The organism is Achromobacter spanius (assembly GCF_029637605.1).
Taxonomy (GTDB): Bacteria; Pseudomonadota; Gammaproteobacteria; order Burkholderiales; family Burkholderiaceae_B; genus Achromobacter; species Achromobacter spanius_E.
In genome coordinates this window covers 179003-205272 of record NZ_CP121261.1, presented here as the reverse complement: position 1 = coordinate 205272, position 26270 = coordinate 179003, and the positions used below count along the sequence as shown (strand labels likewise).

Annotated in this window: 26 protein-coding genes; 13 read left to right on the top strand and 13 right to left on the bottom strand. The window is 62.8% G+C overall.

What is annotated here, in order from left to right:
* Positions 1-5 precede the first annotated feature (5 nt).
* The 6 genes from pheS to P8T11_RS00845 all read right to left on the bottom strand — a co-directional run bounded on the left by pheS (position 6) and on the right by P8T11_RS00845 (position 4574).
* Positions 6-1028, bottom strand: a complete 1023-nt coding sequence (gene pheS / locus P8T11_RS00870; RefSeq protein ID WP_006218742.1) for a phenylalanine--tRNA ligase subunit alpha — start codon at positions 1026-1028, stop codon at positions 6-8.
* Between the two features lie 77 nt (positions 1029-1105).
* Positions 1106-1465, bottom strand: coding sequence for a 50S ribosomal protein L20 (gene rplT / locus P8T11_RS00865; RefSeq protein ID WP_100855158.1), 360 nt, complete (start codon positions 1463-1465; stop codon positions 1106-1108).
* Between the two features lie 15 nt (positions 1466-1480).
* The gene (gene rpmI / locus P8T11_RS00860) at positions 1481-1678 is read right to left on the bottom strand and encodes a 50S ribosomal protein L35 (RefSeq protein WP_006218740.1); all 198 of its coding nucleotides are present in this window, start codon (positions 1676-1678) and stop codon (positions 1481-1483) included.
* Positions 1679-2047: 369 nt separating this feature from the next.
* Positions 2048-3583, bottom strand: a complete 1536-nt coding sequence (locus P8T11_RS00855) for a YifB family Mg chelatase-like AAA ATPase (RefSeq protein WP_268078763.1) — start codon at positions 3581-3583, stop codon at positions 2048-2050.
* Between the two features lie 167 nt (positions 3584-3750).
* Complete coding sequence (locus tag P8T11_RS00850; protein ID WP_268078764.1) at positions 3751-4002, bottom strand: accessory factor UbiK family protein; 252 nt, start codon at positions 4000-4002, stop codon at positions 3751-3753.
* A gap of 167 nt (positions 4003-4169) precedes the next feature.
* Complete coding sequence (locus tag P8T11_RS00845) at positions 4170-4574, bottom strand: DUF5339 family protein (RefSeq protein WP_268078765.1); 405 nt, start codon at positions 4572-4574, stop codon at positions 4170-4172.
* Between the two features lie 526 nt (positions 4575-5100).
* Here P8T11_RS00845 and P8T11_RS00840 point away from each other — a divergent pair.
* Together P8T11_RS00840 and amt are read left to right on the top strand one after the other, a co-directional pair.
* Entirely contained in the window at positions 5101-5439 is a 339-nt protein-coding gene (locus P8T11_RS00840) for a P-II family nitrogen regulator (RefSeq protein WP_006218735.1), read from the top strand.
* 32 nt (positions 5440-5471) lie between these two features.
* A complete protein-coding gene (gene amt, locus P8T11_RS00835) occupies positions 5472-6710 on the top strand; it encodes an ammonium transporter (protein WP_050448593.1) in 1239 nt (412 codons plus the stop codon).
* A gap of 170 nt (positions 6711-6880) precedes the next feature.
* Here amt and ptsP read toward each other — a convergent pair whose 3' ends face one another.
* The 6 genes from ptsP to thrS form a co-directional block, all read right to left on the bottom strand.
* On the bottom strand, positions 6881-8758 hold the full coding sequence (gene ptsP, locus P8T11_RS00830; protein ID WP_268078766.1) for a phosphoenolpyruvate--protein phosphotransferase: 1878 nt from the start codon (positions 8756-8758) through the stop codon (positions 6881-6883).
* Positions 8694-8963 carry an HPr family phosphocarrier protein gene (locus P8T11_RS00825; RefSeq protein WP_100855154.1) on the bottom strand — a complete coding sequence of 90 codons (270 nt, stop codon included), beginning with the start codon at positions 8961-8963 and terminating at the stop codon, positions 8694-8696. Before P8T11_RS00825 ends, ptsP begins: the two co-directional genes overlap by 65 nt.
* A 128-nt stretch (positions 8964-9091) precedes the next feature.
* Positions 9092-9493 carry a PTS sugar transporter subunit IIA gene (locus P8T11_RS00820; RefSeq protein ID WP_268078767.1) on the bottom strand — a complete coding sequence of 134 codons (402 nt, stop codon included), beginning with the start codon at positions 9491-9493 and terminating at the stop codon, positions 9092-9094.
* 17 nt (positions 9494-9510) lie between these two features.
* Entirely contained in the window at positions 9511-10482 is a 972-nt protein-coding gene (gshB, locus tag P8T11_RS00815; protein WP_268078768.1) for a glutathione synthase, read from the bottom strand.
* Positions 10483-10640: 158 nt separating this feature from the next.
* Positions 10641-11195 (bottom strand): translation initiation factor IF-3, encoded by a 555-nt coding sequence (infC, locus tag P8T11_RS00810; protein ID WP_081451529.1) that lies wholly within the window; start codon positions 11193-11195, stop codon positions 10641-10643.
* A 20-nt stretch (positions 11196-11215) separates the two neighbouring features.
* Positions 11216-13168, bottom strand: coding sequence for a threonine--tRNA ligase (gene thrS / locus P8T11_RS00805; protein ID WP_268078769.1), 1953 nt, complete (start codon positions 13166-13168; stop codon positions 11216-11218).
* Between the two features lie 575 nt (positions 13169-13743).
* Between thrS and P8T11_RS00800 the strand changes: the two genes are divergently transcribed.
* Positions 13744-14487 carry a response regulator transcription factor gene (locus P8T11_RS00800; RefSeq protein WP_268078770.1) on the top strand — a complete coding sequence of 248 codons (744 nt, stop codon included), beginning with the start codon at positions 13744-13746 and terminating at the stop codon, positions 14485-14487.
* Between the two features lie 21 nt (positions 14488-14508).
* Here the strand turns inward: P8T11_RS00800 and hemN are convergent, their stop codons facing one another.
* On the bottom strand, positions 14509-15936 hold the full coding sequence (hemN, locus tag P8T11_RS00795) for an oxygen-independent coproporphyrinogen III oxidase (RefSeq protein WP_268078771.1): 1428 nt from the start codon (positions 15934-15936) through the stop codon (positions 14509-14511).
* A gap of 167 nt (positions 15937-16103) precedes the next feature.
* Between hemN and P8T11_RS00790 the strand changes: the two genes are divergently transcribed.
* The 10 genes from P8T11_RS00790 (at position 16104) to P8T11_RS00745 (ending at position 26262) form a co-directional block, all read left to right on the top strand.
* Positions 16104-16376, top strand: a complete 273-nt coding sequence (locus tag P8T11_RS00790; protein ID WP_268078772.1) for a hypothetical protein — start codon at positions 16104-16106, stop codon at positions 16374-16376.
* A 156-nt stretch (positions 16377-16532) separates the two neighbouring features.
* Positions 16533-17276 carry a FadR/GntR family transcriptional regulator gene (locus P8T11_RS00785; protein WP_268078773.1) on the top strand — a complete coding sequence of 248 codons (744 nt, stop codon included), beginning with the start codon at positions 16533-16535 and terminating at the stop codon, positions 17274-17276.
* Positions 17273-18517 carry a Zn-dependent hydrolase gene (locus tag P8T11_RS00780; protein WP_268078774.1) on the top strand — a complete coding sequence of 415 codons (1245 nt, stop codon included), beginning with the start codon at positions 17273-17275 and terminating at the stop codon, positions 18515-18517. Before P8T11_RS00785 ends, P8T11_RS00780 begins: the two co-directional genes overlap by 4 nt.
* 249 nt (positions 18518-18766) lie before the next feature.
* Entirely contained in the window at positions 18767-20341 is a 1575-nt protein-coding gene (locus tag P8T11_RS00775) for an ABC transporter substrate-binding protein (protein WP_268078775.1), read from the top strand.
* Between the two features lie 102 nt (positions 20342-20443).
* Positions 20444-21451 (top strand): ABC transporter permease, encoded by a 1008-nt coding sequence (locus P8T11_RS00770; RefSeq protein ID WP_050448606.1) that lies wholly within the window; start codon positions 20444-20446, stop codon positions 21449-21451.
* Positions 21448-22287 carry an ABC transporter permease gene (locus P8T11_RS00765; protein ID WP_050448607.1) on the top strand — a complete coding sequence of 280 codons (840 nt, stop codon included), beginning with the start codon at positions 21448-21450 and terminating at the stop codon, positions 22285-22287. Before P8T11_RS00770 ends, P8T11_RS00765 begins: the two co-directional genes overlap by 4 nt.
* Before the next feature lie 9 nt (positions 22288-22296).
* Positions 22297-23928 carry an ABC transporter ATP-binding protein gene (locus tag P8T11_RS00760; RefSeq protein WP_268078776.1) on the top strand — a complete coding sequence of 544 codons (1632 nt, stop codon included), beginning with the start codon at positions 22297-22299 and terminating at the stop codon, positions 23926-23928.
* Between the two features lie 49 nt (positions 23929-23977).
* Entirely contained in the window at positions 23978-24268 is a 291-nt protein-coding gene (locus P8T11_RS00755) for a cupin domain-containing protein (RefSeq protein WP_050448609.1), read from the top strand.
* 19 nt (positions 24269-24287) lie between these two features.
* Entirely contained in the window at positions 24288-25352 is a 1065-nt protein-coding gene (locus tag P8T11_RS00750; protein WP_268078777.1) for a histone deacetylase family protein, read from the top strand.
* A gap of 16 nt (positions 25353-25368) precedes the next feature.
* A complete protein-coding gene (locus P8T11_RS00745; protein WP_268078778.1) occupies positions 25369-26262 on the top strand; it encodes a DMT family transporter in 894 nt (297 codons plus the stop codon).
* Positions 26263-26270 lie beyond the last annotated feature (8 nt).

Sequence of the window (26270 nt, the reverse complement as noted above, 5' to 3'; positions counted from 1 at the left end):
GTCTGTTATTCGTTGAACTGGCGCAGGAAGCGCAAATCGCCTTCGTAGAACTGGCGCAGGTCGTTGACGCCGTAGCGCAACATCGTCAGGCGCTCAAGTCCGGAACCGAAGGCAAAGCCGATGTAGCGCTCGGGATCAAGTCCGAAATTGCGCACCACTTCGGGGTGTACCTGGCCCGAGCCGGAAATTTCCAGCCAGCGGCCACGGTTGGGACCCGAGGTGAACATCATGTCGATTTCGGCGGACGGTTCCGTGAACGGGAAGAACGACGGACGGAAACGCACGACGAGATCATCGCTTTCAAAGAAGCAACGCAGGAAATCGGTGTACACGCCTTTCAGATCGGCAAACGAGATGTCCTCGGCGATCCACAACCCTTCCACCTGGTGGAACATGGGCGAGTGCGTGGCGTCGCTGTCGACGCGATAGGTGCGCCCAGGTGCAATCACCTTGATGGGCGGCTTGTGCATGCGCGCGTAGCGCACCTGCATGGGGCTGGTGTGCGTGCGCAGCAGCAGCGGCAGGCCGTCGGCGTCGTTCATGTCGACGTAGAACGTGTCCTGCATGGAACGCGCCGGATGGTCCAGCGGGTTGTTCAATGCGGTGAAATTGGTCCAGTCGTTTTCCACTTCGGGGCCATCGGCCACGTCGAAGCCAATGGAACGGAAGATGGCTTCCACACGTTCCCAGGTCCGGATCACCGGATGGATGCCCCCCGGCGCGCGACCGCGGCCCGGCAGGGTGACGTCAATGGTTTCAGAGGCCAGTCGGGCGTCCAGTTCCGCCTGCGCCAACGCGGCGCGGCGCGAATTCAAGAGTTCTTCGACTTGTTGCTTGGCCTGATTGATCCGGGCGCCCATCTCGCGCTTCTGCTCGGGATCGAGCTTGCCCAGGCCTTTCAGCAGCACCGTCAGTGCGCCTTCCTTACCCAGGAATCGAGCCTTTGCGTTCTCAAGCGCGGCGGCATCCGTAGCCGCGGCGAACCGTTCTTGCGCCTGGGAGACCAGGTCGTCAACCAATAGAGTCATGAAATCCAGCCTTCAAAACGCAAACGGGGCTATTACAGCCCCGTTTGCAGCGATGCGCGATGAGTTAAAGCGCGCGATCAGGCAGCCAAGGCAGCCTTGGCTTGTTGCACGATGGCGGCAAAGCCAGCCTTGTCGCGCACGGCCAGGTCGGACAGAACCTTACGGTCCAGTTCGATCGAAGCCTTCTTCAGACCAGCGATGAACACGCTGTAGCTGACGCCATGTTCGCGGACAGCAGCGTTGATACGCGTGATCCACAGAGCACGGAACGTACGCTTCTTGTTACGACGGTCGCGGTAGGCGTATTGGCCAGCGCGCATGACTGCTTGCTTGGCAATACGGAACACATTACCGCGGCGGCCACGGTAACCCTTGGCGGCGGCAATGACTTTTTTGTGACGTGCGCGGGCAGTTACGCCGCGTTTGACGCGAGGCATATTAGATCTCCCTTATCAAGCGAAAGGCATCATGGCCTTGACGGAGGCCACGTTGGATTCATGAACCGCCGTCGAGCCGCGCAATTGACGCTTGGCCTTGGTGGTCTTCTTGGTCAGAATGTGGCGCTTGAACGCCTGACCGCGCTTGATGGAGCCGCTGCCGCGAACCTTAAAGCGCTTGGAAGCGCTTTTCTTGGTTTTCATCTTGGGCATGATGATTCCCTAAACTTAAACTCGTAGTTGATTTGACATGACGCCAGGTGCTTGACGCGGGTGGCTGACAGCCCAAAGGCTGGTACCGACACAACGGCAAAACTTGTAGACCTGTTGCCACTTCTTGGGGGTACTGCTGGGGTATTGCTGGGGTACTGCCAGGTATTGCGGAGTTATTGCTACAGCGGCGCCTGACTTACAGCGCCGCTGTTTTCCCGAGGCTTCCCTCAGGACTTCTCCCCCGGAAACGTGGCAAATAAGCAGCCCAGATCCGGGAAAGCCTTTGATTATATGGTGATTTCCGGGGCGCTGTCGAGCCGAAATGCGGAAAAACCCGAGGTGGGTGCACAGCCCGGCTTCCGAGCAACCTTACAAACCCGGCCGGCGGTACTGGACCGCCTGCGCGACGTGACTGGCGCCCAGTTCGTGCGCCCCCTCCAGATCAGCGATCGTGCGGGCAACCCGCAATGCCCGGTGCAGGGCTCGGCCGGAGCCGGACAGCCGGCGCATGGCCTGGAACAGCAGCGCCTGTGCGTCTGCCTGCATCACGCAGTACTGATCAAGCTCCGCCCCACCCAACGCGGCGTTCAGCTTGCCCTGGCGGTCGTGCTGGCGCTGACGGCAGCGTCTCACGCGTTCCGACACCTGGCTCGAGGCTTCTCCCGCCGGACCCGCCATCGCCGCCGGATCCGACGGCGGCAGGGCGACATGCAGGTCGATCCGGTCCAGTAGTGGCCCCGATATCTTGCCCACATAGCGAGCGACCTGGTCCGGCCGGCATACGCAGGCCCGCCCGGGATGTCCGCGCCACCCGCATGGGCAGGGATTCATCGCGGCGATCAGTTGAAAGCGCGCCGGAAACTGCGCGGCGTGCAACGCCCGGGCGATAACCACCCTGCCCGCCTCCAGCGGCTCGCGCAGTGCCTCCAGGGTACGGCGACTGTACTCAGGCAATTCGTCCAGGAACAGCACGCCATTGTGCGCCAGGCTGATCTCCCCGGGGCGCGGCCGGCTTCCCCCTCCCACCAGGGCGGCAACGGATGCCGAATGGTGCGGCGCGCGAAACGGGGGTTCGCCCATCAGGGTTTGCGGCAAGCCCGCCAAGGCAGCGACGGCCGCCGCCTCAAGCGCCTGAGACCGGCTCAATGGCGGCAGCAGCCCCGGCAAGCGCGCCGCCAGCATGCTTTTGCCTGCCCCCGGCGGGCCTACCATCAGCAAACTGTGTCCACCCGCCGCGGCGACCTCCAATGCCCGCCTGGCGACAGCCTGCCCTCGCACATCCGACAGGCACGGGCCGGGTGGCGCTTGCGGCCATGCCTTCGGGATGGCATCGGGCAGCAATTGCGCGCCAGCGGCATGCGCGGCGACATCGGCCAGACTGCGCGCCGACAAGACGCGCAAGCCCGGCACCCAGGCGGCCTCTTCGGCACTGCCCGCCGGCAGAATCAGCGTAGCGCCGGGGGCATCGTGGGCCACGCTCAGCGCAATGACCAAGGGCGCGGCAACCGGCACCAACGCTCCGGTCAGGGATAGCTCGCCTGCGAACACCAGGTCCGCCAGCGATGGCTCGGACGCAGGTGGCTTGCCCGCCACATCGTCGCCACCGGCAGGCGTGGCCAGTTGGCCAGACGCCAACAACAAACCCAACGCGATGGGTAGATCAAAGCGCCCCGATTCCTTCGGGATGTCAGCCGGCGACAAATTGACCGTAATTCGACCGGAAGGAAAATCGAATCCGCTGTTCAAAATCGCGGCACGCACGCGTTCGCGGCTTTCGCGCACCTCGGTGTCGGGAAGGCCCACGACGTTGAAGCTGGGCAGCCCAGGGCCCAAATGGGTCTCGACCCGGACGGCGTGCGCATGCATGCCACTAAGCGCGCGGCTGGCGAGTACGGCAAGCGTCAAGACAGTCTCCGTGAGTGCAGGACCGTCAGTATCGGCAATTCCGCCCGCAGGCCGCAGGTCGAATGGGACAATGATGTCCCTTATCAAGACGCCAATGCCACCTAAGCAAAACGACCGCACAGGGCGGTCGCTTTTTGCTGCGAGTCGGCGAGCCGGCTAGCGGCCAATCACTTTTCCATTGCGGACAAGCGCGATTCCATCTGCTGCACCTGAGCCGCAAGCTGATCAACGCGAGCACGCGTACGGGCCAACAGATCGGCTTGAACATCGAATTCTTCGCGCGTGACCAGATCCAGCTTCGAAAACGCCTGCGTCATCATCGCGCGCACGTTGCGCTCAACATCCGCCGCGGGGCTACGGGCGATCAGGTCGGAAATATTCTTCTGGATGTCTTCCATCCACTGGGTGCGATTGTTCATAGCGGCCTCTCGTGTTCTTGATGGCTCAAGTGTAGTGCTTCGGCGGCCCGTCTCAGGCAGGCGGCCAAACGCCAGGCAAAAAAAAAGGGCGGGCCGCATGCGGTGACCGCCCATCAAAGCACAGGAGAAAACCGGGTTGCCATGGCGGCAACCCCCTACCAACATCGTTACGGGCAACCCATCTGACTTGCTGACTTCGCAAACATGTCAGACGATTGCTTGCATTGGGCCGCCAATTGCGTCTTGTCCGAAATGGCCGCCCACTGCGATTTAGCCGCCTCAAGCTGTTGCTTGACGCTGGCGGCAGCCGGATTACTGCTGCCCAACTTGTCCATACATGCATTCACCTTGGCCACGTAAGCCTCGCACTCCGCCGGGGTCGACGAGGCCGAGCCCGCTATTGGCGGACTAGCCGCGGGAGCAGCAGCCGTTGACGGGACCGGCGTCGACGGCACTGCAGGGCTGGAGGCCGCCGGTGCAGCGACCTTCTCTTCACTCTTGTTGCAGCCCGCCAGGACGCCCACCGACGCAGCCAGTGCCAACACGCCCATCAGCTTGCGTTGAATCCTCATGGAGTTCTTTTCCCACATCCCTTCTTCTTGAGCGCCGCATTGCTGCCTTACTTGCCTTACTCACCAACTTTTGTGAGTTTTGTTGATTCTTCTTCAGCCGCCCCTTCGCAACAAGCTCATGCGTGTAAACCCTGGTATCACACACCCCCTCAGTTTTGAGGACGCTGAATCAAGCGCGGGAACGCAACTGCCGCCATGCGGCAACCCCGCAGCCCCCGGCCAGCATGGCTGCGCGGCCCATTTCGGGTTGGCAGGCGCCGGCCTTCGGGAATGCAAAATGCATACAAACGGCAACGAGCGCAGCATTAACTGGCTACAAATACCCAGCCTGAAACATATTTGGTTGCATATACCCGAATCCCCACGTTACGCACCAAATTGAGGCCGGCTTGTGGTGCATGGCGCCCCATGTTGGTGCGCGCAGGCACAACTCATGCGCCTACAGCCCGCAATTTGCGTATCAAAAAACATGGCATGGATATTGCTTGATAGTCGTAGCCAACGTGCAACCATGAGAGGAAATGCCATGAAACTCATCATCGCCATCATCAAGCCCTTCAAGCTCGACGAAGTGCGGGTGGCTCTATCCGGGATCGGCGTCCAGGGCCTGACTGTTACCGAAGTAAAGGGTTTTGGCCGACAAAAGGGCCATACCGAGCTGTATCGCGGCGCGGAATACGCCGTCGACTTCCTGCCCAAGCTGCGCGTCGAAGCCGCCGTGCCCGACCACCTTGTCGACCAGGTCATCGAAGCGATCGAGCAAGCCGCTCGTACCGGCAAGATCGGCGACGGCAAGATCTTTGCCGCGCCCCTGGAACAAGTTATCCGTATCCGCACGGGTGAAGCTGGCGAAGCTGCGCTGTAAATAAATAAATAAAGACTCATTGGAGCCTGAAAATGGATAAAGCAGATATCTCCTGGTTGCTCGTCTCTACCCTACTCGTATTGATGATGGCCGTACCCGGTCTGGCGATGTTCTATGGCGGCCTGGTGCGCAGCAAGAACGTGCTGTCTGTATTGCTGCAAGTGCTGTGCACGTTCGTGCTGGGCCTGGTTCTCTGGTTCATCTACGGTTATTCGCTTGCCTTCACCGAGGGCAACGCCTTCTTCGGCGGCCTGTCGCGCGCCTTCTTCTCTGGCATGTTCAACCCGGCTGATGGCTCCTACGCCATGTCGAACTCCCTGACCGAGCTGCTGTTCGCCTCGTTCCAGGCTACGTTCGCCGGCATCACCTGCGCGCTGATCGTGGGCAGCTTTGCTGAACGCGCCCGCTTCTCGGCGGTGCTGGTGTTCACGGTGATCTGGTTCACGTTCGCCTACGTGCCGATCGCCCACATGGTGTGGTTCGCATCCGAAACGGCGCCGGGCCTGCTTAATGCCGCGGGCGCGCTGGACTTCGCCGGCGGCACCGTGGTGCACATCAACGCTGGCGTAGCCGGCCTGGTGGGCGCCTATGTGGTGGGCAAGCGCGTCGGCTACGGCCGCGAAGCGATGCAGCCGCACAACCTGCCGATGACCTTCGTGGGCGCCGCCCTGCTGTGGGTGGGCTGGTTCGGTTTCAACGCAGGTTCGGCACTGGCCGCCAATGAGAATGCCACCCTGGCCTTCTTCAACACGATGATCGCCACCGCGGGCGCCGTCCTGGCCTGGCTGTTCACGGAATGGGCCGTCAAGGGCAAGCCCTCGATGCTGGGCGCCGCCTCTGGCGCAATCGCCGGCCTGGTGGGCATCACCCCCGCAGCCGGTCTGGTTGGCCCGGTGGGTGCTCTGATTATCGGTGTTGTCGCGGGCGTGGTCTGCGTCTGGGGTGTGAATGGTCTGAAGCGCCTGCTGCGCGCCGATGACGCGCTGGATGTGTTCGGTGTGCACGGCGTGGGCGGCATCGTCGGCGCCCTGCTGACCGGGGTTTTCAACGCCCAGATCCTCGGTGGCCCCGGCTTGGCCGAGCCCGGCATGATCGCCCATCAACTGTGGGTCCAGCTGGAAGGCGTGCTGCTGACCGTTGTCTGGTCCGGTGTGGTGGCGTGGATTGCCTACAAGATCGCCAACGCCCTCTGCGGCCTGCGTGTGCCGGAAGACCAGGAACGCGAAGGCCTGGACGTCACGAGCCACGGCGAATCGGCTTACCACAGCTAGATCAGTATGGCGGGCCCGCGGCACTTGCAGCGGGCCTTGCAGAGAAACGGCGCCGGGGGCTTAACCCCGGCGCCGTTTTTCATGGTGAATGCCCACAGCAGGAAAGATGCCCCGCAAGAAAAACGCCCCATCACGGGGCGTTCAGCGTATGGCGGCTCAGGCACCAGGGGTCAGGCCGGGTCCAGCGCATCCAGGTCGACGGGCAACGCGCGGTTGAGCGCCGTGGCCACCTTGATCCGCAGCGCGTTCGAGTGCGCCCGGCGCACCTCGCGCTTCACGTCCAGCAGTTGCTGCGGATGCATGGAAAACTCCGTCAGGCCCAGGCCCAACAGCAGCCGGGTCATGCGCGAATCGCCCGCCATTTCGCCGCAGACAGCCACCGGCTTGCCAGCACGCTCGCCCGCGTTGATGGTGTTGGCCACCAGCCGCAAGACGGCGGGGTGCAGCGGGTCGTACAGCGACGCCACATCGTGGTCGCCACGGTCGATGGCCAGCGTGTACTGGATCAGGTCGTTGGTGCCGATGGACAGGAAATCCAGCGCCTGCGCAAAAGGCTCGATCGCAATCGCGATTGCCGGCACCTCCACCATGGCGCCCACTTCCATGTGCGGTGCATAGGCTTGGCCGCGCGCATCAAGTTCGCGGCGGGCGGATTCGATGGCCGCCTTGGTCGCCACCACCTCATGCATGTGCGCGATCATGGGGATCAGCAGACGGACCGGGCCGTGCGCCGATGCCCGCAAGATGGCGCGCAACTGCGTGGCGAACATTTCGGGACGCGCCAGGCAATAGCGGATGGCGCGTTGCCCCAAGGCAGGATTGGTGGCGACGGTGGCCTCACCGTCCAGCGTCTTGTCCGACCCGATATCCAGGGTGCGGATCGTGACAGGCCTGCCCGCCATGACCTTGACCACCGAGGAATAGGCTTCGTACTGCTCTTCCTCGCCTGGCAGGTCCGGGCGCCCCATGAACAGGAATTCACTGCGGAACAAGCCAATACCATCCGCCCCGGAAGCCAGCGCCAGGGCGGCTTCTTCCGGTAGCTCGATATTGGCGTGCAGCACGATATCGATGCCATCGAGCGTAACGGAGGGTTCGTCGCGCAGCAGGCCGAGTTCAGCGCGTTCATCCGCGTACGCAGCCTGACGGCGGCGATATTCCTGAAGAATGCGATCTGACGGATTGACCACCACCGCGCCAGCCGCGCCGTCGATGATGAGCATGTCGCCGTCACGCACCAGCTCGCGCACGTTGCCCATGGCCACCACGGCGGGCACACCCATGCTGCGCGCCACGATGGCCGTGTGGGAGGTGGGGCCGCCCAGGTCAGTCACGAAGGCGGCGAAGCGGCCGCCGCGCAAGCGCAGCATGTCCGCGGGAGAAATGTCGTGCGCCACGACCACCAGCGCGTCGTCGCCGCCCATATGCGACATGTCGGGCAGAATCACCGACGTGCCGGCCAGTACATGCAACACCCGCTCAATAACCTGGCGAACATCAGCCCCACGCTCGCGCAGGTATTCGTCTTCCATGGCATCAAACTGCTGGCCCAGCATCTGGCCTTGCGTCGTCAGCGCCCACTCGGCGTTGTAGTGGCGTTCCGCAATGAGGCCAAGCGTTTGTTCGGCCAGCAAGGGATCGCCCAGCAACAGGCTGTGCACGTTCAGCATGGCGCCCAGCTCGCGCGGCGCATCGGCGGGCAGCGTGTCGGCCAGTTGCCGAAGTTCATGCTGCGCCGACGCCAGCGCCTCGGTCAGACGGCTGCTTTCAGCGGGCACGTCCTCGGGGGCAATACGGTAGTGCGCCACTTCCAGCGCCGCGGCGCCCATGACGACGGCGCGTCCGATGGCATATCCCTTCGCAACGCCTTTGCCATAAAGGCAAACGACGGGACTGGCACCGCCAGCCCCGTCGTGGGCATTGTTCAGGGTCGTAGACAGGCCAGCCTCGGCTATGCCCAGGCTGGCGGATTCAGGGGTTGTTCTATTCCTGCTCACCGAATTTGCTGTCGAACAGAGTTTCGATTTCGGAAAGCGCTTGCTCGGCATCGCTGCCGGAAGCGTCCAGTTTGACCGTCACGCCCAACCCGGCCGCCAGCATCATGACGCCCATGATGCTCTTGGCGTTCACGCGTTGCGCGCCACGAGAAATAAAGACCTCGCTTGAAAATTTGCTGGCCAGTTGCGTCAGCTTGGCCGCGGCCCGCGCATGCAAACCCAATTTATTGCTGATGACGATGTCTTTAGTAGGCATAGGAAATATTATGACCGCGGATTCACGCCGCAGTGTTGATCGCAACAAAGAGCCAAACCGCCAACCGCTTTTCAACTTGAAGTGCCAGCCGACATATTAGGGCAAATTCTAGGGCAAATTTCTGCCCGTCAGTCTACACGCAAGACGCCCTGCACTCCCCCAGCCAAGGCCTTCTCGCGCGTTTCAGCCAACGGAAGATTGCGGTAGGTCAATGCGCGCAAAAGCATCGGGGTATTCAAGCCCGCCAGAACGCAGCATTGGATGCCCTGTGCCTGGGCATCGGCCACGGCGCGCTTGGAGATGTTGGCTGGCGTGGCGCCGATCAGGTCGGTCAGCACAAGCACACCGGCGCCGTGATCCTGGCCCAGAATATCCTTCAGAACGGCCGGCGCCTGATCATCGGGCCGATCTTCGGGTTGGATATCGTGAATGGCCAGCATGCCGTCAAGGTCGCCCATGACGTGGCTGGCGCATTCCCGCATCGCCGCGCCCAAAGGCGCGTGCACGACGATAACAATACCCGTGGTCATGAAGGTTTCCAGAGAGATCAGGCCGCGAGAGCAGTGGTCGCCACGGCCTTCTCAAGCGCCTGGACGAACATGCCCGCGACATCGAAACCGGTCTGTTCGGCAATCTCTACGAAACAGGTGGGGCTAGTGACATTGACTTCGGTGACGTAATCGCCAATGACGTCCAGGCCGACCAGCAGCAGGCCGCGAGCGGCAAGCTTGGGGGCCACGGCTTCAGCGATTTCGCGATCGCGCGCGGACAACTCTTGTGCTACGCCACGACCGCCGGCAGCCAGGTTACCGCGCGTTTCGCCAGCCAGGGGAATGCGTGCCAGCGAATACGGGACCGGCTCGCCGCCAATCAGCAGGATGCGCTTGTCACCGTTGACGATCTCAGGGATATACCGCTGGGCCATGATGGTGCGCGCGCCGTTGTCGGTCAGCGTTTCCAGGATGGCGTTCAGGTTGGGGTCTTTGGGCTGCAGGCGGAACACGCCGGTGCCGCCCATGCCATCCAGGGGCTTCACGATCACGTCGTGATGCGTGTCGTGAAAGGCTTTCAGGCGAGCCATGTTGCGCGTCACCAGCGTCGGGGTGGTGAACTCGCTGATCTCGGTGATAGCCAGCTTTTCGGGATGGTTGCGAATGGCGGCGCCGGTATTGAACACGCGCGCGCCTTGCGCCTCTGCATATTCCAGCAGATGCGTGGAATACACGTATTCCATGTCGAAGGGAGGGTCTTTGCGCATGACCACGGCCCCAAAATCCGCCAGTGGCAGGTCTTGCGCGGCGGACTCCGTCCACCAGGCGTGGCCGTGCAAGTCTGCGTCCGGCACCAGCGCGACGGGCGTGGTGACAGCCTTGACCGTTCCGGCCTCAATGTAAAGGTCGCCCTGCATGGCCACGCTAAGCGTGTGACCGCGCGCCACAAGGGCACGCATCATGGCAACCGAACTGTCCTTGTACGCCTTGAGAAGCGGCAAGGGATCCATAACGAACAATACATGCATCGCGACACCCTGAACGTACGCCGCCTTCCCTAATGGGAAGGCGGCATTTTTTACATCGTAGCGCAGAGCCGCCCAATAAGCGAACCCGCCGGTCACACAATGGACGGCGGGTCGGGTGGGAGGCGGCCTGGCCCTCTAGGGAAGGCCAAGGCTGGAACTTATGCCGCCGACTCGGGCTTGCCCGCAGCGGGCACGGCCTTCTTCTTGGGCGCCAGCACCATGACCATCTGACGGCCTTCGAGCTTCGGCATGGCTTCGACCTGGGCAAGTTCCAGCAGATCGTCACGCACACGTTCAAGCACGCGCATACCAAGTTCCTGGTGAGCCATTTCGCGGCCACGGAAGCGCAGCGTCACCTTGGCCTTGTCGCCTTCTTCGAGGAAGCGGCGCAGGTTGCGCAGCTTGACTTGGTAGTCGCCCTCGTCGGTGGCCGGACGGAATTTGACTTCCTTGACCTGGATGACTTTCTGCTTGGAACGAGCTTCGGCTTGACGCTTCTGCTCTTGGTACTTGAACTTACCGTAGTCCATCAAACGGCAGACCGGCGGCTCGGCGTTCGGCGCGATTTCCACCAGATCCACGTCGCTTTGCTCGGAAAGACGGAACGCGTCGGCAATCTTGACGATGCCCAGCTGTTCTCCGTCCAGACCTATCAGGCGCACCTCGGGGACGCGGATTTCACCGTTGATGCGATTGGCTTTTTCAGTGGCGATGTTGAAAGCTCCTAGAAATGTTAAGCAGCACTGCTATCAGGTTGATTGACGTCGCGACGGGCGGAGACATCCTCGGACAATCGCGCGACGAATTCGTCGTATGCGATGGCGCCAAGGTCCAATCCACCCAGACCGCGAACGGCTACGGTGCCATTTTGTTTTTCCTTGTCGCCGACGACAAGAATGTACGGCACCTTTTGCAGGCTGTGCTCCCGGATTTTACGAGTGATTTTTTCACCACGCAAATCGGACTCTACTCTAAAGCCTTGTTTTTTCAGGCTTTGTGTTATTTCAGCCGCATAATCGGCCGAAGGCTCGGAAATGCAGCATACAACGGCTTGCACCGGGGCCAACCAGGGCGGCATCGCGCCGGCATGGTTTTCGATCAACATGCCGATGAATCGCTCAAGCGAACCCAGGATGGCACGGTGCAACATGACCGGCGGACGGCGCTGGTCGTTCTGGTCGACATACTCGGCGCCCAGACGCACAGGCATCGAGAAGTCGACCTGAATGGTACCGCATTGCCAGTGGCGGCCGATGGCGTCTTTCAGCGTGTATTCCACCTTGGGGCCGTAAAACGCGCCTTCCCCGGGGGAAATCTCGAATTCGCAGCCCGTGCGGCGCAGGCTTTCCATCAGCGCCTGCTCGGCCGTGTCCCAGACTTCGTCCGACCCGATGCGCTTTTCAGGACGCGTGGCAACCTTGTACAGCACTTCGGTGAAGCCGAAGTCGCGGTAGACCTTTTGCAGCAGTGCCGTGAAATCAGCGCATTCGTCCTGCAACTGTTCTTCGGTACAGAAAATGTGGCCATCGTCTTGCGTGAAACCACGCACGCGCATCATGCCGTGCAGCGAACCCGAGGGTTCGTTGCGATGGCACTGGCCAAATTCGCCGTAGCGCAGCGGCAGTTCACGGTAGGAATGCAGGCCGGCGTTGAAAATCTGCACGTGGCCCGGACAGTTCATCGGCTTCAGGCCATAGACGCGGTTCTCGGATTCCGTCGTGAACATGTTTTCACGATAGTTGTCCCAGTGGCCAGTCTTTTTCCACAGCGAGATATCCAGGATTTGCGGCGCCTTGACTTCCTGATAGCCGTTGTTGTTGTAGACGGAGCGCATGTACTGCTCCACCTGCTGCCACAACGCCCAACCCTTGGGATGCCAGAAGATCAAGCCCGGCGCTTCATCCTGGAAGTGGAACAGGTCAAGCTCGCGGCCGATCTTGCGGTGGTCGCGGCGCTCGGCCTCTTCCAGCATGTGCAGGTAGGCTTCCTGTTCGTCCTTGGTGGCCCAGGCCGTGCCGTAGATGCGCTGAAGCATCTCGTTCTTGCTGTCGCCGCGCCAGTAGGCACCCGCCACTTTCATCAGCTTGAAGACTTTCAGCTTGCCCGTGGACGGCACGTGAGGGCCGCGGCACAGGTCGATGAAATTGCCTTCGCGATACAGGCTGAGCGGCTCGTTCGACGGAATCGACGCGATGATCTCGGCTTTGTATTTTTCGCCAATGCCCTTGAAGAACTCGACGGCGTCGTCGCGCGACCATTCTTCGCGCGTCACGATCTCGTCTTTCTTGGCCAGCTCGGCCATCTTCTTTTCGATGGCCGCCAGATCTTCGGGCGTGAACGGACGCTTGTACGAGAAATCGTAGTAGAAGCCGTTGTCGATCACGGGGCCGATGGTGACCTGGGCGTCCGGAAACAATTCCTTCACGGCATAGGCCAGCAGGTGGGCCGTGGAGTGGCGGATCAGGTCCAGGCCGTCGGCATCCTTGGCGGTCACGATCGCCAGGCGCGCATCGCCTTCAATGCTGAAGCTGGTGTCGACCAGCTTGGAATCCGCGCCTTCAAACGTCACGCGGCCGCCCAAGGCGGCCTTGGCCAGGCCCGTACCGATCGACTGCGCCACTTCAGCGACCGTGACCGGCCCCGGATATTGGCGTTGCGAACCATCGGGCAATGTGATCTGTACCATCGGGAGTGCTTCCTGGGGTTCTTGGAACGAGAAAATCAATAAACGAAACGGAAACGAAAAACGCGGCCTGAGAGCCGCGTTTTTGGTTGTCTTGCTGAGTTCTGCCGCTGACCTGACACGGAGGAACCCGACGCACGAAAAACTAACGCGACATAGGGCGAAAGTTCCGGGTCGTAGTTCGTGCCAGCGGGAAAAACATGATTCTAAGCCTGTGGAAAACGCGCCCAAGGCGGCGCGCTAAATATTGAGCAATCAAGTTTGAGCCATCGATTCACGCCGGAACCACGCGGGGAAAACCCCGGACACCAACGGAACGAGTGCAATTAACGTTGCCGATTGTAGCACCATTTGCGCCTATCCCGAATGCGGGCATACGCCCCGCTTGCCGGGGCAAGACCGAATGCGCGCTCGAAGGTGCAACGGTCTGATTTTCGCGTGATTCCTATCCGGACGGGCGCTCGAAAACGTAACCTTCCATCGCAAATTTACGACTAACCGCGGAGCGTGCTCCGGACTTCAACTCTAGCCGGCTGAACCCGCCACCAACGTTCTTTTTCCCGGCTTGTGGAGCATCGATGAAAGCTGTCCCAAAACTTGTGACCAAAGCGGCAACGCCTTCAAATCCGTCTCGCTGCGGCGACGGTGGCGGCCGCTCAGGCGGGCGCCGCCACCTGCTGCTGTCGCGCCTGCCTTCGGTCATCAAGGTTGCAATACTTGACGACCATCCGGTCGTGGCGCTGGGCGTCGGCGCGTATCTGGAAAGCCGGCCCGGCTTTCGGGTATTGCATCGCGAAACGTCCGCGCGCGCGCTGCTGGAAAAGCTGAGCAAATCACCCTGTGACGTTGCCCTGATCGACTTCTATCTGCCCCAGGAACCCTGGGATGGCGTCAATTTCCTGCGCCGCTTGCGGCGCTACCACCCCACCCTGTCCATCATCACCTTCTCGGCTGGGAACCGGCAGGAAACACAATATGCCGCGTACCGCGCGGGGGCCAACGGCTACCTTGCCAAGCAATGGGGCATGATGCTGCTGCCTGAGATCATTCGAGGCGTGCTCAGCGGCAACGATGATTTTCTGTCGGTGCAGGATGGCAAGATCCGCCCGCTGCTGCCGACCCACCCTCATGCGATGCTGACCACGTCGGAAGTCGAGATTCTGCGTCACATCAGCCAGGGCCTGTCGGTCACGCAGATTGCCGCGCGGCTCATGCGTAGCAAAAAGACCATCAGCACCCACAAGCGCCGCGCCATGCGCAAGCTGCAGTTGGCCGACGACCTCTCGCTTGCGCTTTACCTGCGCGAGAAGTTCGCCGAATGAACCCACCGCGCGGCCACGATCTCAAATAATGCGGGAATAGCTGGCAGTGCTGCTGACGCTGCCCAGATAACCGTCAAACACCATGGCGACGGCTCGTACAAAATACCAACCCAGTCCGGTCACCTGCACATTGCCCGCCCGCAGGTTGACCAGCCCCAACTCCGCCAGATGGGCCATTTGCAGCAGTTCGCGGCTGAAGTAATCACCGAACCGCAACCCATGGCGCGCTTCGACCGTCGCGAAGTCGACGCGCCCCTGGCACATGATGTCCATGATGACGTCGCGCCGTGCGAGGTCGTCGGGCGAGAGCATCAGGCCCCGTTCCACCGCGAAACTTCCGGATTCGATCGCGCCGTAGTACGCATCCAGCACCTTTGCGTTCTGACTGTACGTGTTGCCGATGCGGCCGATGGCCGACACGCCCAGCGCGACCAGGTCACGATCGGGTTGCGTGCTGTAGCCCTGAAAATTGCGATGCAGTTCGCCACGCTGCTTGGCGATCGCCAGCGCGTCGGTGTTCAGGGCGAAGTGGTCCATGCCGATGTAGGTGTAGCCCTGTTGCAGGAAGCCATCGATGGCGGAACCCAGCAAGCCGACCCGCGTCGCCCGGTCGGGCAATTCGGCTTCGTTGATGCGGCGCTGAGGCTTGAAGCGTTCTGGCAAATGCGCGTAGGCGTACAGCGCGATGCGGTCGGGGCGCAGCGCCACCACCTGCTTGATTGTGCGAGCGAACGATTCGGCGGTCTGCAACGGCAGCCCATAGATCAAATCCATGTTGACCGAGTCATAGCCCAGCGCGCGAGCGCTTTGCATCAGCGCGCGGACGTCCTCGAAGGACTGCACGCGATGCACTGCCTTTTGCACGCGCGCATCGAAATCCTGCACGCCGAAGCTCAGACGGTTGAATCCCAATTCGCGCAAATGCGCCAGGCGTTGCGGCGTGGCGGTGCGAGGATCAACCTCTATGGAGATCTCGGCGTCTGGCGCCAACTGGAAAGCAGCCCGCAAGTCCCGCATCAGGCGGGACAGTTCGTTGTCGGACAGGAAGGTTGGCGTGCCCCCGCCGAAATGCAGTTGCGTCACGGGAACGCCCGCGCCCAACTCGTTGACGTGCAACGCAATTTCGCTTGCCAGCGCATCCAGATAACGGGCGGCGCGGTCATGATGCCGGGTCACCACCTTGTTGCAGGCGCAGTAGTAGCAGACCGAATCGCAGAACGGAATGTGTACATACAGCGACAGGGGCTCGGTCGGACAGGTGGCGTGACGCTGCCGCAGCGCCAGCCGATAGTCTTGTTCGCCAAAGTTGCCGTGGTAGCGGTCGGCGGTGGGATACGACGTATAGCGCGGCCCGTTCTTGTCCAGCCTGGCCAGCAACTGAGGGGGGAAAAATGGCGCCGCGGTGACAGGCGCGGGCGGCGTGGCGGGTGGGCGTATGGCGGCTTGCATACCCCGGATTATTCGCCCATGCCTGCCACCGCATCTTGATCTTGCGCAAACCCCGCGCGGCTTCGCTCAAGTTGCCCGCGTCGAGGATGTGCACGAATCGCGTCCGCGCGCGGGACCTGCCCGGCCCTTAAAATGCCCCCTTTCACGTTGCATAACAAGGACACCTCATGGGCACTGAACTGGACGGCCGCCTGCTGGCCATGCGCCAGGCGCTGGCAATCGCCATCGCCCTTTCCACCCGCAGCAGCCCCCAAGCCACCGACATGGCGCTGGAACTGCTGAACGACCTGAAGACAAGCATGGACAACGCGCCTTCGGACAGCCCCTTCGAAAAGCCCGAATGGGTGGTGGGCGCACACGACGAACTGGACGGCATCGCGCGCCTGGTTCGCGCTTTCACGCAGACGCCGGAACCCGGCGGCGACAACGGCCAGCAATAGCGCCGCCACGCACTTCCTAACTGGCCTGACCACCAGATAGGAAGACGTGAAATCCCTCTGATCGTTTTCCCTGAAAACGCGATATTTCCCTTCTATTTCAATGGCAGCGTGCCTATATTGGTGGCCTGACCACCAGGCCATAGCATCGCCCCATTGATGAGCACCTTCCAGGCTGTCGCCGCCACCCGCCTTTACCGCATGATCGCCGACCAGATCGCCGGCCGCATCCGTGCGGGCGACTTTGCTCGCGGCGGACGCTTGCCGTCCGAACGCGAGCTGGCGGAACAACTGCAAGTCAGCCGGGCGTCCATCCGCGAAGCATTGATCGCCCTGGAAATCGAAGGCTATGTGGAAGTGCGCGTGGGCACGGGCGTGTTCGTCACCATCGCGCCCGATGGAGCCGCGTTCCCCCTGTTGCCTGCCACCGGCGCGGCCGTGGCCGTCGGTCAAGACGACATCGGCCCCTTCGACCTGCTGGAGGCGCGCATGCTGATCGAACCGGAATGCGCCGCGCTGGCCGCGCACCAGGCCACCCCCGCGCAAATTGCGGTTATCCGCGACGCCCACGCCGCCATGTCGCTGACCGACGCGCCCGGCGACCACGACCGCGCGTTCCACAGCGCCATTGGCGCGGCCTGCGGCAACGCCGCGCTGGCCTCGGCCGTGGCGCACTTGTGGAACCTTAGCCAGGCCAGCTCGGTGTACAGCCGCATGCAGGACTACTTTGTCACCACACGAGCCTGGGCCGCCGCCCATGCCGAGCATCAACGCATCCTGACCGCCATCACGGCGCGGGACCCGATCCGCGCGCGCCACGCCATGCACACGCATCTGTTGGGCATCCTGGCACGGCTGCGTGAAGACTTCGACTCACTTTCCGACCATCGAGGCGCCCCATGACATCGTCTTCCCTGTCCATCAATGGCCAACGGCTGTGGCAGTCCTTGATGGATCTGGCGCAAATTGGCGCGACGCCCAAAGGCGGCAACTGCCGCCTGGCGCTTACGGCGCTTGACGGCCAAGGCCGCGATCTGGTCACCGCCTGGATGCGCGAAGCAGGAATGACCGTCAGGGTGGACCAGGTGGGCAACATTTTTGCGCGCCGAGCGGGCCGCAACAACGAGCTGCCGCCTGTCATGACCGGCAGCCACATCGATACGCAGCCCACGGGCGGCAAGTTCGACGGCTGTTATGGCGTCCTGGCCGGGCTTGAAGTGATGCGCACGCTGAACGATGCCGGCGTGCAGACCGAAGCGCCGCTGGAACTGGCCATCTGGACCAACGAGGAAGGATCGCGCTTTGTACCCGTGATGATGGGTTCCGGCGTGTTCGCCGGGAAGTTCCCCTTGGAGACGGCGCTGTCGGCGCAAGACGCTCAGGGCATCACGGTGCGCGATGAACTCGTGGCGATCGGCTATGCGGGCCCGGACCCGGTGGGCGGGCGCCCGGTGGACGCCTATTTTGAAGCCCATATCGAACAGGGCCCGATCCTGGAGCACGAGGAAAAAACCATCGGCGTGGTGACCGGATCGCTGGGCCTGCGTTGGTACGACATCACGGTGACGGGCATGGAAATGCACGCCGGCCCCACGCCGATGGCGATCCGCCGCGACGCGCTGTTTGCCGCCAGCTTTCTGGTGCAGACAGTGATCAACATTGCCAACGCGCATCAGCCGCACGGGCGCGGCACCGTCGGAGAAATCCACGCGCATCCCGGATCGCGCAACGTCATCCCGGGCCAGGTGCGTTTCACCGCCGACCTGCGCCACGAAGACGAAGCCACGTTGACGCGCATGGACCAGCAATGGCGGCGCGCCTGCGATGACATCGCGGTGGCCCATGGCGTGCAGGTCGATCTGAAAGACGTGCAGTACTTCCGCCCGACACCGTTCGACACCGACCTGGTGGACAAGGTGCGCCAGGGCGCGGCCAAGCGCCACCTGCCCGCCATGAACATCGTGACGGGCGCTGGACACGACGCGGTCTATATGGCCGCCGTGGCGCCGACCGCCATGATCTTCGTGCCCTGCAAGGACGGCATCAGCCACAACGAAATTGAAGACGCGCAGCCCGAGCATCTGGAAGCCGGTTGCAACGTCCTGCTTGACGCCATGGTGGCGCGAGCCAACGCCGCGCGCTAGCGGTCGCGTTTTCATCCGATCAATGCACCGCCCATTCCGACGTCTTACGGCACGCCGCGGTGCACCGCCGATTTCGCCGCAATGGTGCGCGGCCTGCCTTACCCAGCACCTGTACGAAGCATGGCTGTAGCGGCTTCGCCTGTAGTACCCCTGAGAAACCCAGGTGGCACAAGGTTTGCTTGTCAAAGCACGGCATCCGCCGCGCAGCGGCGGTCACCTGTCAGTCCCTTTCCAGCCCGGAGGCTCGCAGTGAAATCGAAGAAATGGTTCTCCCTAAGCATCGGCGCATTGGTCCTTGCGGCCGCGCTACCCGCCACCCAAGCATTGGCCCAGACCAAAGGCGGCACCCTGAACATGATTGTTCAGCCCGAGCCGCCCGTGATTGTCACGGCCATCAACCAGCAAGGGCCTACGCAATTCGTCGCGGGCAAGATCTACGAAAGCCTGCTGACCTATGACACCAACCTGAAGCCCATGCCGGGCCTGGCCAAATCCTGGGAGGCGTCGGCCGATGGCTTGACCTATACCTTCCACCTGCAAGACAACGTCAAGTGGCACGATGGCAAGCCGTTCACGTCCGAAGACGTCGTGTTCTCGCTGGCCGAGATGCTGCCCAAGACGCATGCCCGCGCCCGCGTCATCCTGAACAAGTTCGTCGATTCGGTCACCGCGCCCGACGCCAAGACCGTTGTCATCAAGCTGAAGACCGCCTTCCCGGCCTTCATGCTGATGTTCGAACCGGGCTTTGCCCCCATGATGCCCAAGCATCTTTACGCCGGCACTGACTACATGACCAATCCGGCCAACCAGAAACCGGTGGGCACGGGTCCGTTCATGTTCAAGGAATGGAAGCGTGGCGAATACATCAAGCTGACGCGCAACCCCAACTACTGGAAGCCGGGTCTGCCGTATCTAGACGAGTTGGTGTTCAACGTGATCCCTGACGCGGCCTCGCGCGCGGTGGCCTTTGAACGCGGCAGCGTGGACGTGCTGCGCGGCGGCGACGTGGACAACGTCGACATCAAGCGCCTGCGCGCCTTGCCCAAGGTGGAATACACCACCGCCGGCTGGGAAATGTTCTCGCCGCAGGCCTACCTGCTGTTCAACATGCGCAAGCCGCCCTTCGACAATCTGAAGGTGCGTCAAGCGGTCATGGCCGCGATGAACCGCAAGATGGTGGTCAACAATATCTTCTTCGGCCTGGGCAAAGTGTCGACCGGCCCGTTCGTCACCACCGAAATGTTCTACGACAAGAACACGCCGCCCATGCCGTTCGACATGAAAAAGGCGCGCGCGCTGATCAAGGAATCGGGCATCAAGCCCGAGGACTACACCATCCGCCAACTGAGCTTCCCCTACGGTTCGACCTGGGACCGCTTGGGCGAATACACCAAGCAGGCGCTGGAACAACTGGGCTTCAAGGTGAACCTGGAATCCACGGATGCAGGCGGCTGGGCCAGCCGCACCGGCAACTGGGATTTCGACCTGACCACCAACTTCACCTACCAGTACGGCGACCCGGCGCTGGGCGTGCAGCGCCTGTATATCTCGTCGAACATCGTCAAGGGTTCGCCGTTTGCCAACGTGCAGGGCTACAGCAACCCCGAGACCGACAAGCAGTGGGAAGCGGCCGCCTCTGAAGTCGACCCGGCCAAGCGCCAGGCGCTCTACTCCAAGCTGCAGACGACGCTGGTCAACGAAGTGGCCAACGGCTTCATGGTGGACATGGAGTTCCCCACCCTGTACCGCTCCAACGTCAAGAACCTGGTCAAGACCGCCATTGGCCTGAACGAATCGTTCGACGACGTCTACATCGAAAAGTAAGCGCAGCAAGACGCCGCCGCGGAGCTCCCCGCGGCGGCGGATCCCGGCCGCGCGGCGGGCAGGCCCTTGGCTGCCCACGCCAGCCTGAGAAGGACTTCAAGCATGAAATTCCTGTCTTTTCTGTTGTCCCGCATCGGCAAGGCCCTGGTGGTCGTGCTGGGCGTGGTGATCATCAATTTCTTCCTGATCCGCCTGGCGCCCGGTGACCCCGCCGCCGTGCTGGCGGGCCAGGCCGGCGCGGGCGATGCCGCCTACGTCGACCAGTTGCGCGTGGCCTTCGGGCTGGACAAGCCCATCATGACGCAGCTGATGCTGTACCTGAAGGGCGTGGTGCAACTGGACCTGGGCTTTTCGTATCGCAACCACGTGCCGGTGCTGGACCTGATTGTGGAGCGCCTGCCCGCGACGTTCCTGCTGATGTCCTGCGCCTTTGTGTTTTCCATCGTGCTGGGCGTCTTCCTGGGTGTAGTCGCCGCCAAGGCGCGCTACCGCAACAAGCGCCGCTGGATCGACAGCTCGGTCATGACGGGCGCGCTGCTGCTGTACGCCACGCCCTTGTTCTGGCTGTCGCTGATGGGCATCCTGCTGTTCTCGGTGGTGCTGGGCTGGCTGCCCGCCTTCGGCATGGAAACGGTAGGCGCCGGCTTGACCGGCTGGGCCCGCGCGGTGGATATCGCGCAGCACCTGATTCTTCCCACGGTGACCCTCGGCTGCTTCTTCATGGCCGTTTACGTGCGCCTGACGCGGGCGTCGATGCTGGAAGTGATCGGCATGGACTTCGTGAAAACGGCGCGCGCCAAGGGGGTTAGCCCCAGCCGCGTGATCCGCGCCCACGTGTTGCGCAACGCGCTGCTGCCCGTCATCACCTTCGCCGGCATCCAGCTAGGCCAGATGGCCGGCGGCGCGGTGCTGACCGAAACCGTGTTTGCCTGGCCGGGCATCGGCCGCCTGATGTTCGACGCCCTGCTGCAACGCGACTACCAATTGCTGCTGGGCATCTTCCTCGTCACTTCCATCATGGTGGTGGTGTTCAACTTGCTGACCGACGTGCTGTACCGCCTGATCGATCCGCGCATTGGCGCCGGTGCGCAGCAAGGAGCCGCCGCATGAAGTCTTTTGCCCAACGTTATATGCGCAACTACGGCGCGGTGGCAGGCCTTGCCATCATGCTGGTTGTGGTGATCGTGGCGCTGGCCGCCCCGCTGCTGTATCAGGAGTCGCCCTGGATGATGGTGGCCGACCCCTTGATTCCGCCATTCACGGATGCCGCCTACCCCTTTGGCACCGACATGCTGGGGCGCGACATCACGGCAGGCCTGGTATGGGGCGCGCGGGTGTCGTTGATGGTGGGACTGCTGTCGACCGCGGTGGCCTTGCTGTTCGGGATACTGATCGGCTCGGTGGCCGGCTACTGCGGCGGCCGGGTGGACGACGCGCTGATGCGCTTCACCGAGTTCTTCCAGACCATTCCGCAATTGGCCATGGCGGTGGTGCTGGTGGCCATCCTGAGCCCGTCGGTGTATTCCATCATGGGGGCCATCGCGGTGGTGTCCTGGCCACCGGCCGCGCGGCTGGTGCGTTCGGAATTCATGACGCTCAAGCAGCGGGAATTCGTCCAGGCCGCGATCGTCATCGGCCAGACCCCCGCGCGCATCGTCAGCACCCAGATCCTGCCCAACGCCATGTCGCCCATCATCGTGTCGGCCTCGTTCATGGTGGCGACCGCCATCCTGACGGAATCGTCCCTGTCCTTCCTGGGCCTGGGCGACCGCAACCTGATGAGTTGGGGTTTCATGATCGGCGCGGCGCGTACGATGATCCGCGAAGCCTGGTGGATGAGCGTCTGGCCCGGCGTGGCCATCTTGCTGACGGTGCTGGCCATCAACCTGATCGGCGAAGGCTTGAACGACGCCCTCAACCCCCAACTGCGCAAGCGCGGCGAATAGGAGGCCGACATGACCGAATCCACGCCGCTGTTGTCTGTCCAGAATCTAAGTATTGCGCTGCCTCGGGGCGGCGACCGGCCCTTTGCCGTGCAGGACGTTTCCTACGATATCCGCGCCGGCGAAATCCTCTGCATCGTGGGCGAGTCCGGTTCGGGCAAGTCCATGAGCGCCAACGCCATCATGGGTTTATTGCCCGACTATCTGACGCCGCAGCAGGGCCGCATTTTGTTCCGTGGCCAAGACCTGCTGCGGCAAGACGAAGCCACGCTGCAAGCCATGCGCGGCAAGGACATGGCGATGATCTTCCAGGAGCCGTTGTCGGCCCTGAACCCGCTGATGACAGTGGGCGAACAGATCAGTGAAGTCATGCGCGTCCACAACGCCTATCCCGGCGCCGAGCGCATGCGGCGCACGCTGGAACTGCTGGACTTCGTGGGCCTGCCGGACCCAGCCACGCTTTACCACGTCTACCCATTCCGCTTGTCGGGCGGCCAACGCCAGCGCGTGATGATCGCCATGGCGCTGGCGTTGGAGCCCGCGTTGCTGATCGCCGATGAACCCACCACGGCGCTGGACGTCACCACGCAGGCGCAGATATTGGCGCTGATTGCCCGCATCCAGAAAGAAAAGGGCATGGGCGTGATGTTCGTCACGCACGACTTCGGCGTGGTGGCCGAAATTGCCCACCGCGTCGCCGTCATGGAAAAAGGAATCTTGGTGGAGCAAGGCCCGGCCGACGAGGTCTTGAACCGTCCGCGCCACCCCTACACCCAGCGCCTGATCGCGGCCGTGCCGCACCGCCGTGGCGAAGAACGCGTGGCAACGGCCGACGACACGCCGGTGCTGGAAGTAAAAGACCTGAAGAAGACCTACGTGATTGGCCACGGCTGGCTGGGCGGCAAGCGTGAAGTGCGTGCCGTGGACGGCGTCAGTTTCACCGTGCGACGGGGCGAGACGCTGGGCATCGTGGGGGAATCGGGATCGGGAAAATCGACCATCGGAAAATGCCTGCTGAAATTGGTGGGCATCAATGGCGGCCAATTGATCTTCAACGGCCAGGACATCGCCAAGATGTCGGAGTCGCGCTTTCGCCCGCTGCGCCACGATATCCAGATGATCTTCCAGGATCCGTTCGCCTCGCTCAACCCGCGCCACACCGTAGGCCGCATCATCAGCGACGGCCCCGTGGCCAATGGCGTGCCGCGCGCGAAGGCCGAGGCCCGCGTGCGCGAACTGCTGTCGTTGGTGGGCATGGACCCGTCCGCCTTTGATCGCTACCCAAATCAGTTTTCGGGTGGGCAGCGTCAGCGCATCGGCATCGCGCGCGCGCTGGCCCTGGAGCCCAAGGTGCTGGTGGCCGATGAATCGGTGTCAGCGCTGGACGTATCGGTGCAGGCGCAGGTGCTGCAACTGCTGCATGACCTGCAACAGCGTTTGCAGATTGCGCTGGTGTTCATCACCCACGACCTGCGAGTTGCCGCTCAGATCTGCAATTCGGTGCTGGTGATGCATCGCGGCAAGGTCGTCGAGTATGGCTCGCCGTCACAGATCTTTGACAGGCCCGAGCATGAATACACGCGGCAGTTGATCGCCGCCGTGCCCGGCCAGCACTGGGACCCCACTCAGGCGACAATGGCCTGATCATCCTTAAGCCCCAAGACAATCCCAAGCCAACCCCAGGAGCATCCTCGTGCAACGTCCCGCCGCCGTTCCCACCGTGCAGATCGATAACGAATTGGTCACCGTCACCGAATGGCGCTTTCCGCCCGGTGGCGAAACGGGCTGGCATCGCCATGGCATGAACTACGTGGTGGTCCCGCAAACCACCGGCCCCTTGCTGTTGGACACGCCCACCGGCCAGGTCACCAGCCAGCTCACGACGGGCATCGCCTACTATCGACCGGTTGGCGTTGAGCACAACGTCATCAATCCCGGCGATACCGAATTCGTTTTTGTCGAAATCGAAATCAAGCAGGCCTGACGCATCAGCGAGGATCATCATGAAGGCGTTTTTCTCGGAAGAACAATTGCTGCACACCCCGCAGCAGTTCATGCGGCTGGGCCGGCTCAGTGCCCCCACCGATCTGCCGTCCCGGGCAGAAAGCCTGCAAGGCGCGCTGGCGGCACGCGGCATCGCCGTGGAAGCCCCTTCCGACTACGGCCGCAAGCCGCTCGAGAGCATTCATAGCGCCGCATACCTGAACTACCTGGAAACCGCCTACACACGCTGGCAGTCGCTGAAAGCGCCGGGCGTGGACCCCGGGCCGGAAGTCCTGCCCAACCTGTCGCCCTACTACAACGGGCGTGTCGAACAGGCCGGGCGCGGGCCCTGCCCTTCGCCGTCCATCGTGGCGCAAACGGGCTACTACTTAAGCGATCTGTCTTGCCCGATCGGCCCACACACCTGGCGCTCGGCGCTGCGGTCAACCCATAGCGCGGTGGCGGCGGCGGACCATGTCGCCAGCACGGCGGGCATGGCCTACGCGCTGTGCCGGCCATCCGGCCATCACGCGCATCGTGACCGCGCCGGCGGCTTTTGCTACCTGAACAGCAGCGCGGCGGCGGCCAGCCGCTTGCTGCAAACGTGGTCCAAGGTGGCGGTGCTGGATGTGGACGCGCACCACGGCGATGGCACCCAGAACATTTTCTACCAGCGCGCCGACGTCATGACCGTGTCGCTGCACGCCGACCCCAGCGCCTACTACCCGTTCTATACCGGTTATACCGACGAACGCGGCCACGGCGCCGGTGAAGGCTACAACCTGAACCTGCCGCTTGCGCACGGCTCGGGCAACGATCCCTTCCTGGCCGCGCTGGACACGGCATTGTCGGCGCTGGCCGGCTACGGGCCGCAAGCGCTGGTGCTGGCATTGGGTTTCGACTCCTACAAGGACGACCCCATCAGCGTGCTCAAGCTGGACATCGACGCCTACCGCGACATCGGCGCGCGCGTGGCCAGCCTGCGCGTGCCTACCGTCGTGGTGCAGGAAGGCGGGTACATGGTCCAGGCCATCGGCCCCGCGCTAGACGCCTTCCTGCAAGGCATGGGGCAAGCCAGCGCCTGACGCGCGCGCATCATCCATGGCCTCCGTTCCCGACGCCGTCCTGCCCGCCCCCGCCGCGTCGCGCAACGCGGGCATCCTGCTGTTCTTTGCGGCGCTGGTCGCGTTCGCCACCTTCGACGCCGGCTCCAAGCACATGCTGGAACGCTACCCCGCGCCCTTCCTGAACGTGATGCGGTATTTGGCGGTGATCGTTCTGGCGTTGTACATGCTATGGCGCCACGCCCCCGGCCTGCGACTGCGTGATACGCCCGAGAAACCGCTGCTGGTGTTGCGCGGGCTAACGCTGGCCACAGTGGCCACGTGCTTCATGACCGCGCTGATCTGGATGCCGCTGTCGGAAGCCACCGCCATCTATTTCACCTCGCCGCTCATCATGGTGGCGCTGTCGCCCTGGCTGCTACGAGAACGGGTGCGCCCCGTGCAATGGATCGCGGTGGCCGTGGGTTTTGCCGGCATGCTCTTGATTGTGCGCCCGGGTGCCGACTTGCCGCTGCTGGGCACGCTGCTGATGGCGGTGTCGGCCGTGTGCTACGCGATTTTCCAGGTGCTGACGCGCAAGCTGTCGGGCAAGGTGCCCGGGCCCGTGCAATACGCCTATACCGCGATCATCTGCCTGATCGTCACGGCCTTGCCCGCCCCCTTCTTTCTGCCGGACCCCTGGCCCGGCCCCGCCGACGCCACGCTCATCATCGCGCTTGGCGTATGCAGCGGCCTGGCGCAGGTGCTGCTGATTGCCGCGTTCCAACGCGTATCGGCCGCCACGCTGGCCCCCTTGAATTACTTCCAACTGCTGCTGGCGGTCTTGTTCAGCACGTTCTGGTTTCAGCGGCCGCCAGACGCCATGGCATTGGCGGGCATGGGGTTGATCATGGCCTCGGGCGTGTTCCTGGCGTTGCGCCGCGCGGCCTGACGCCGCCC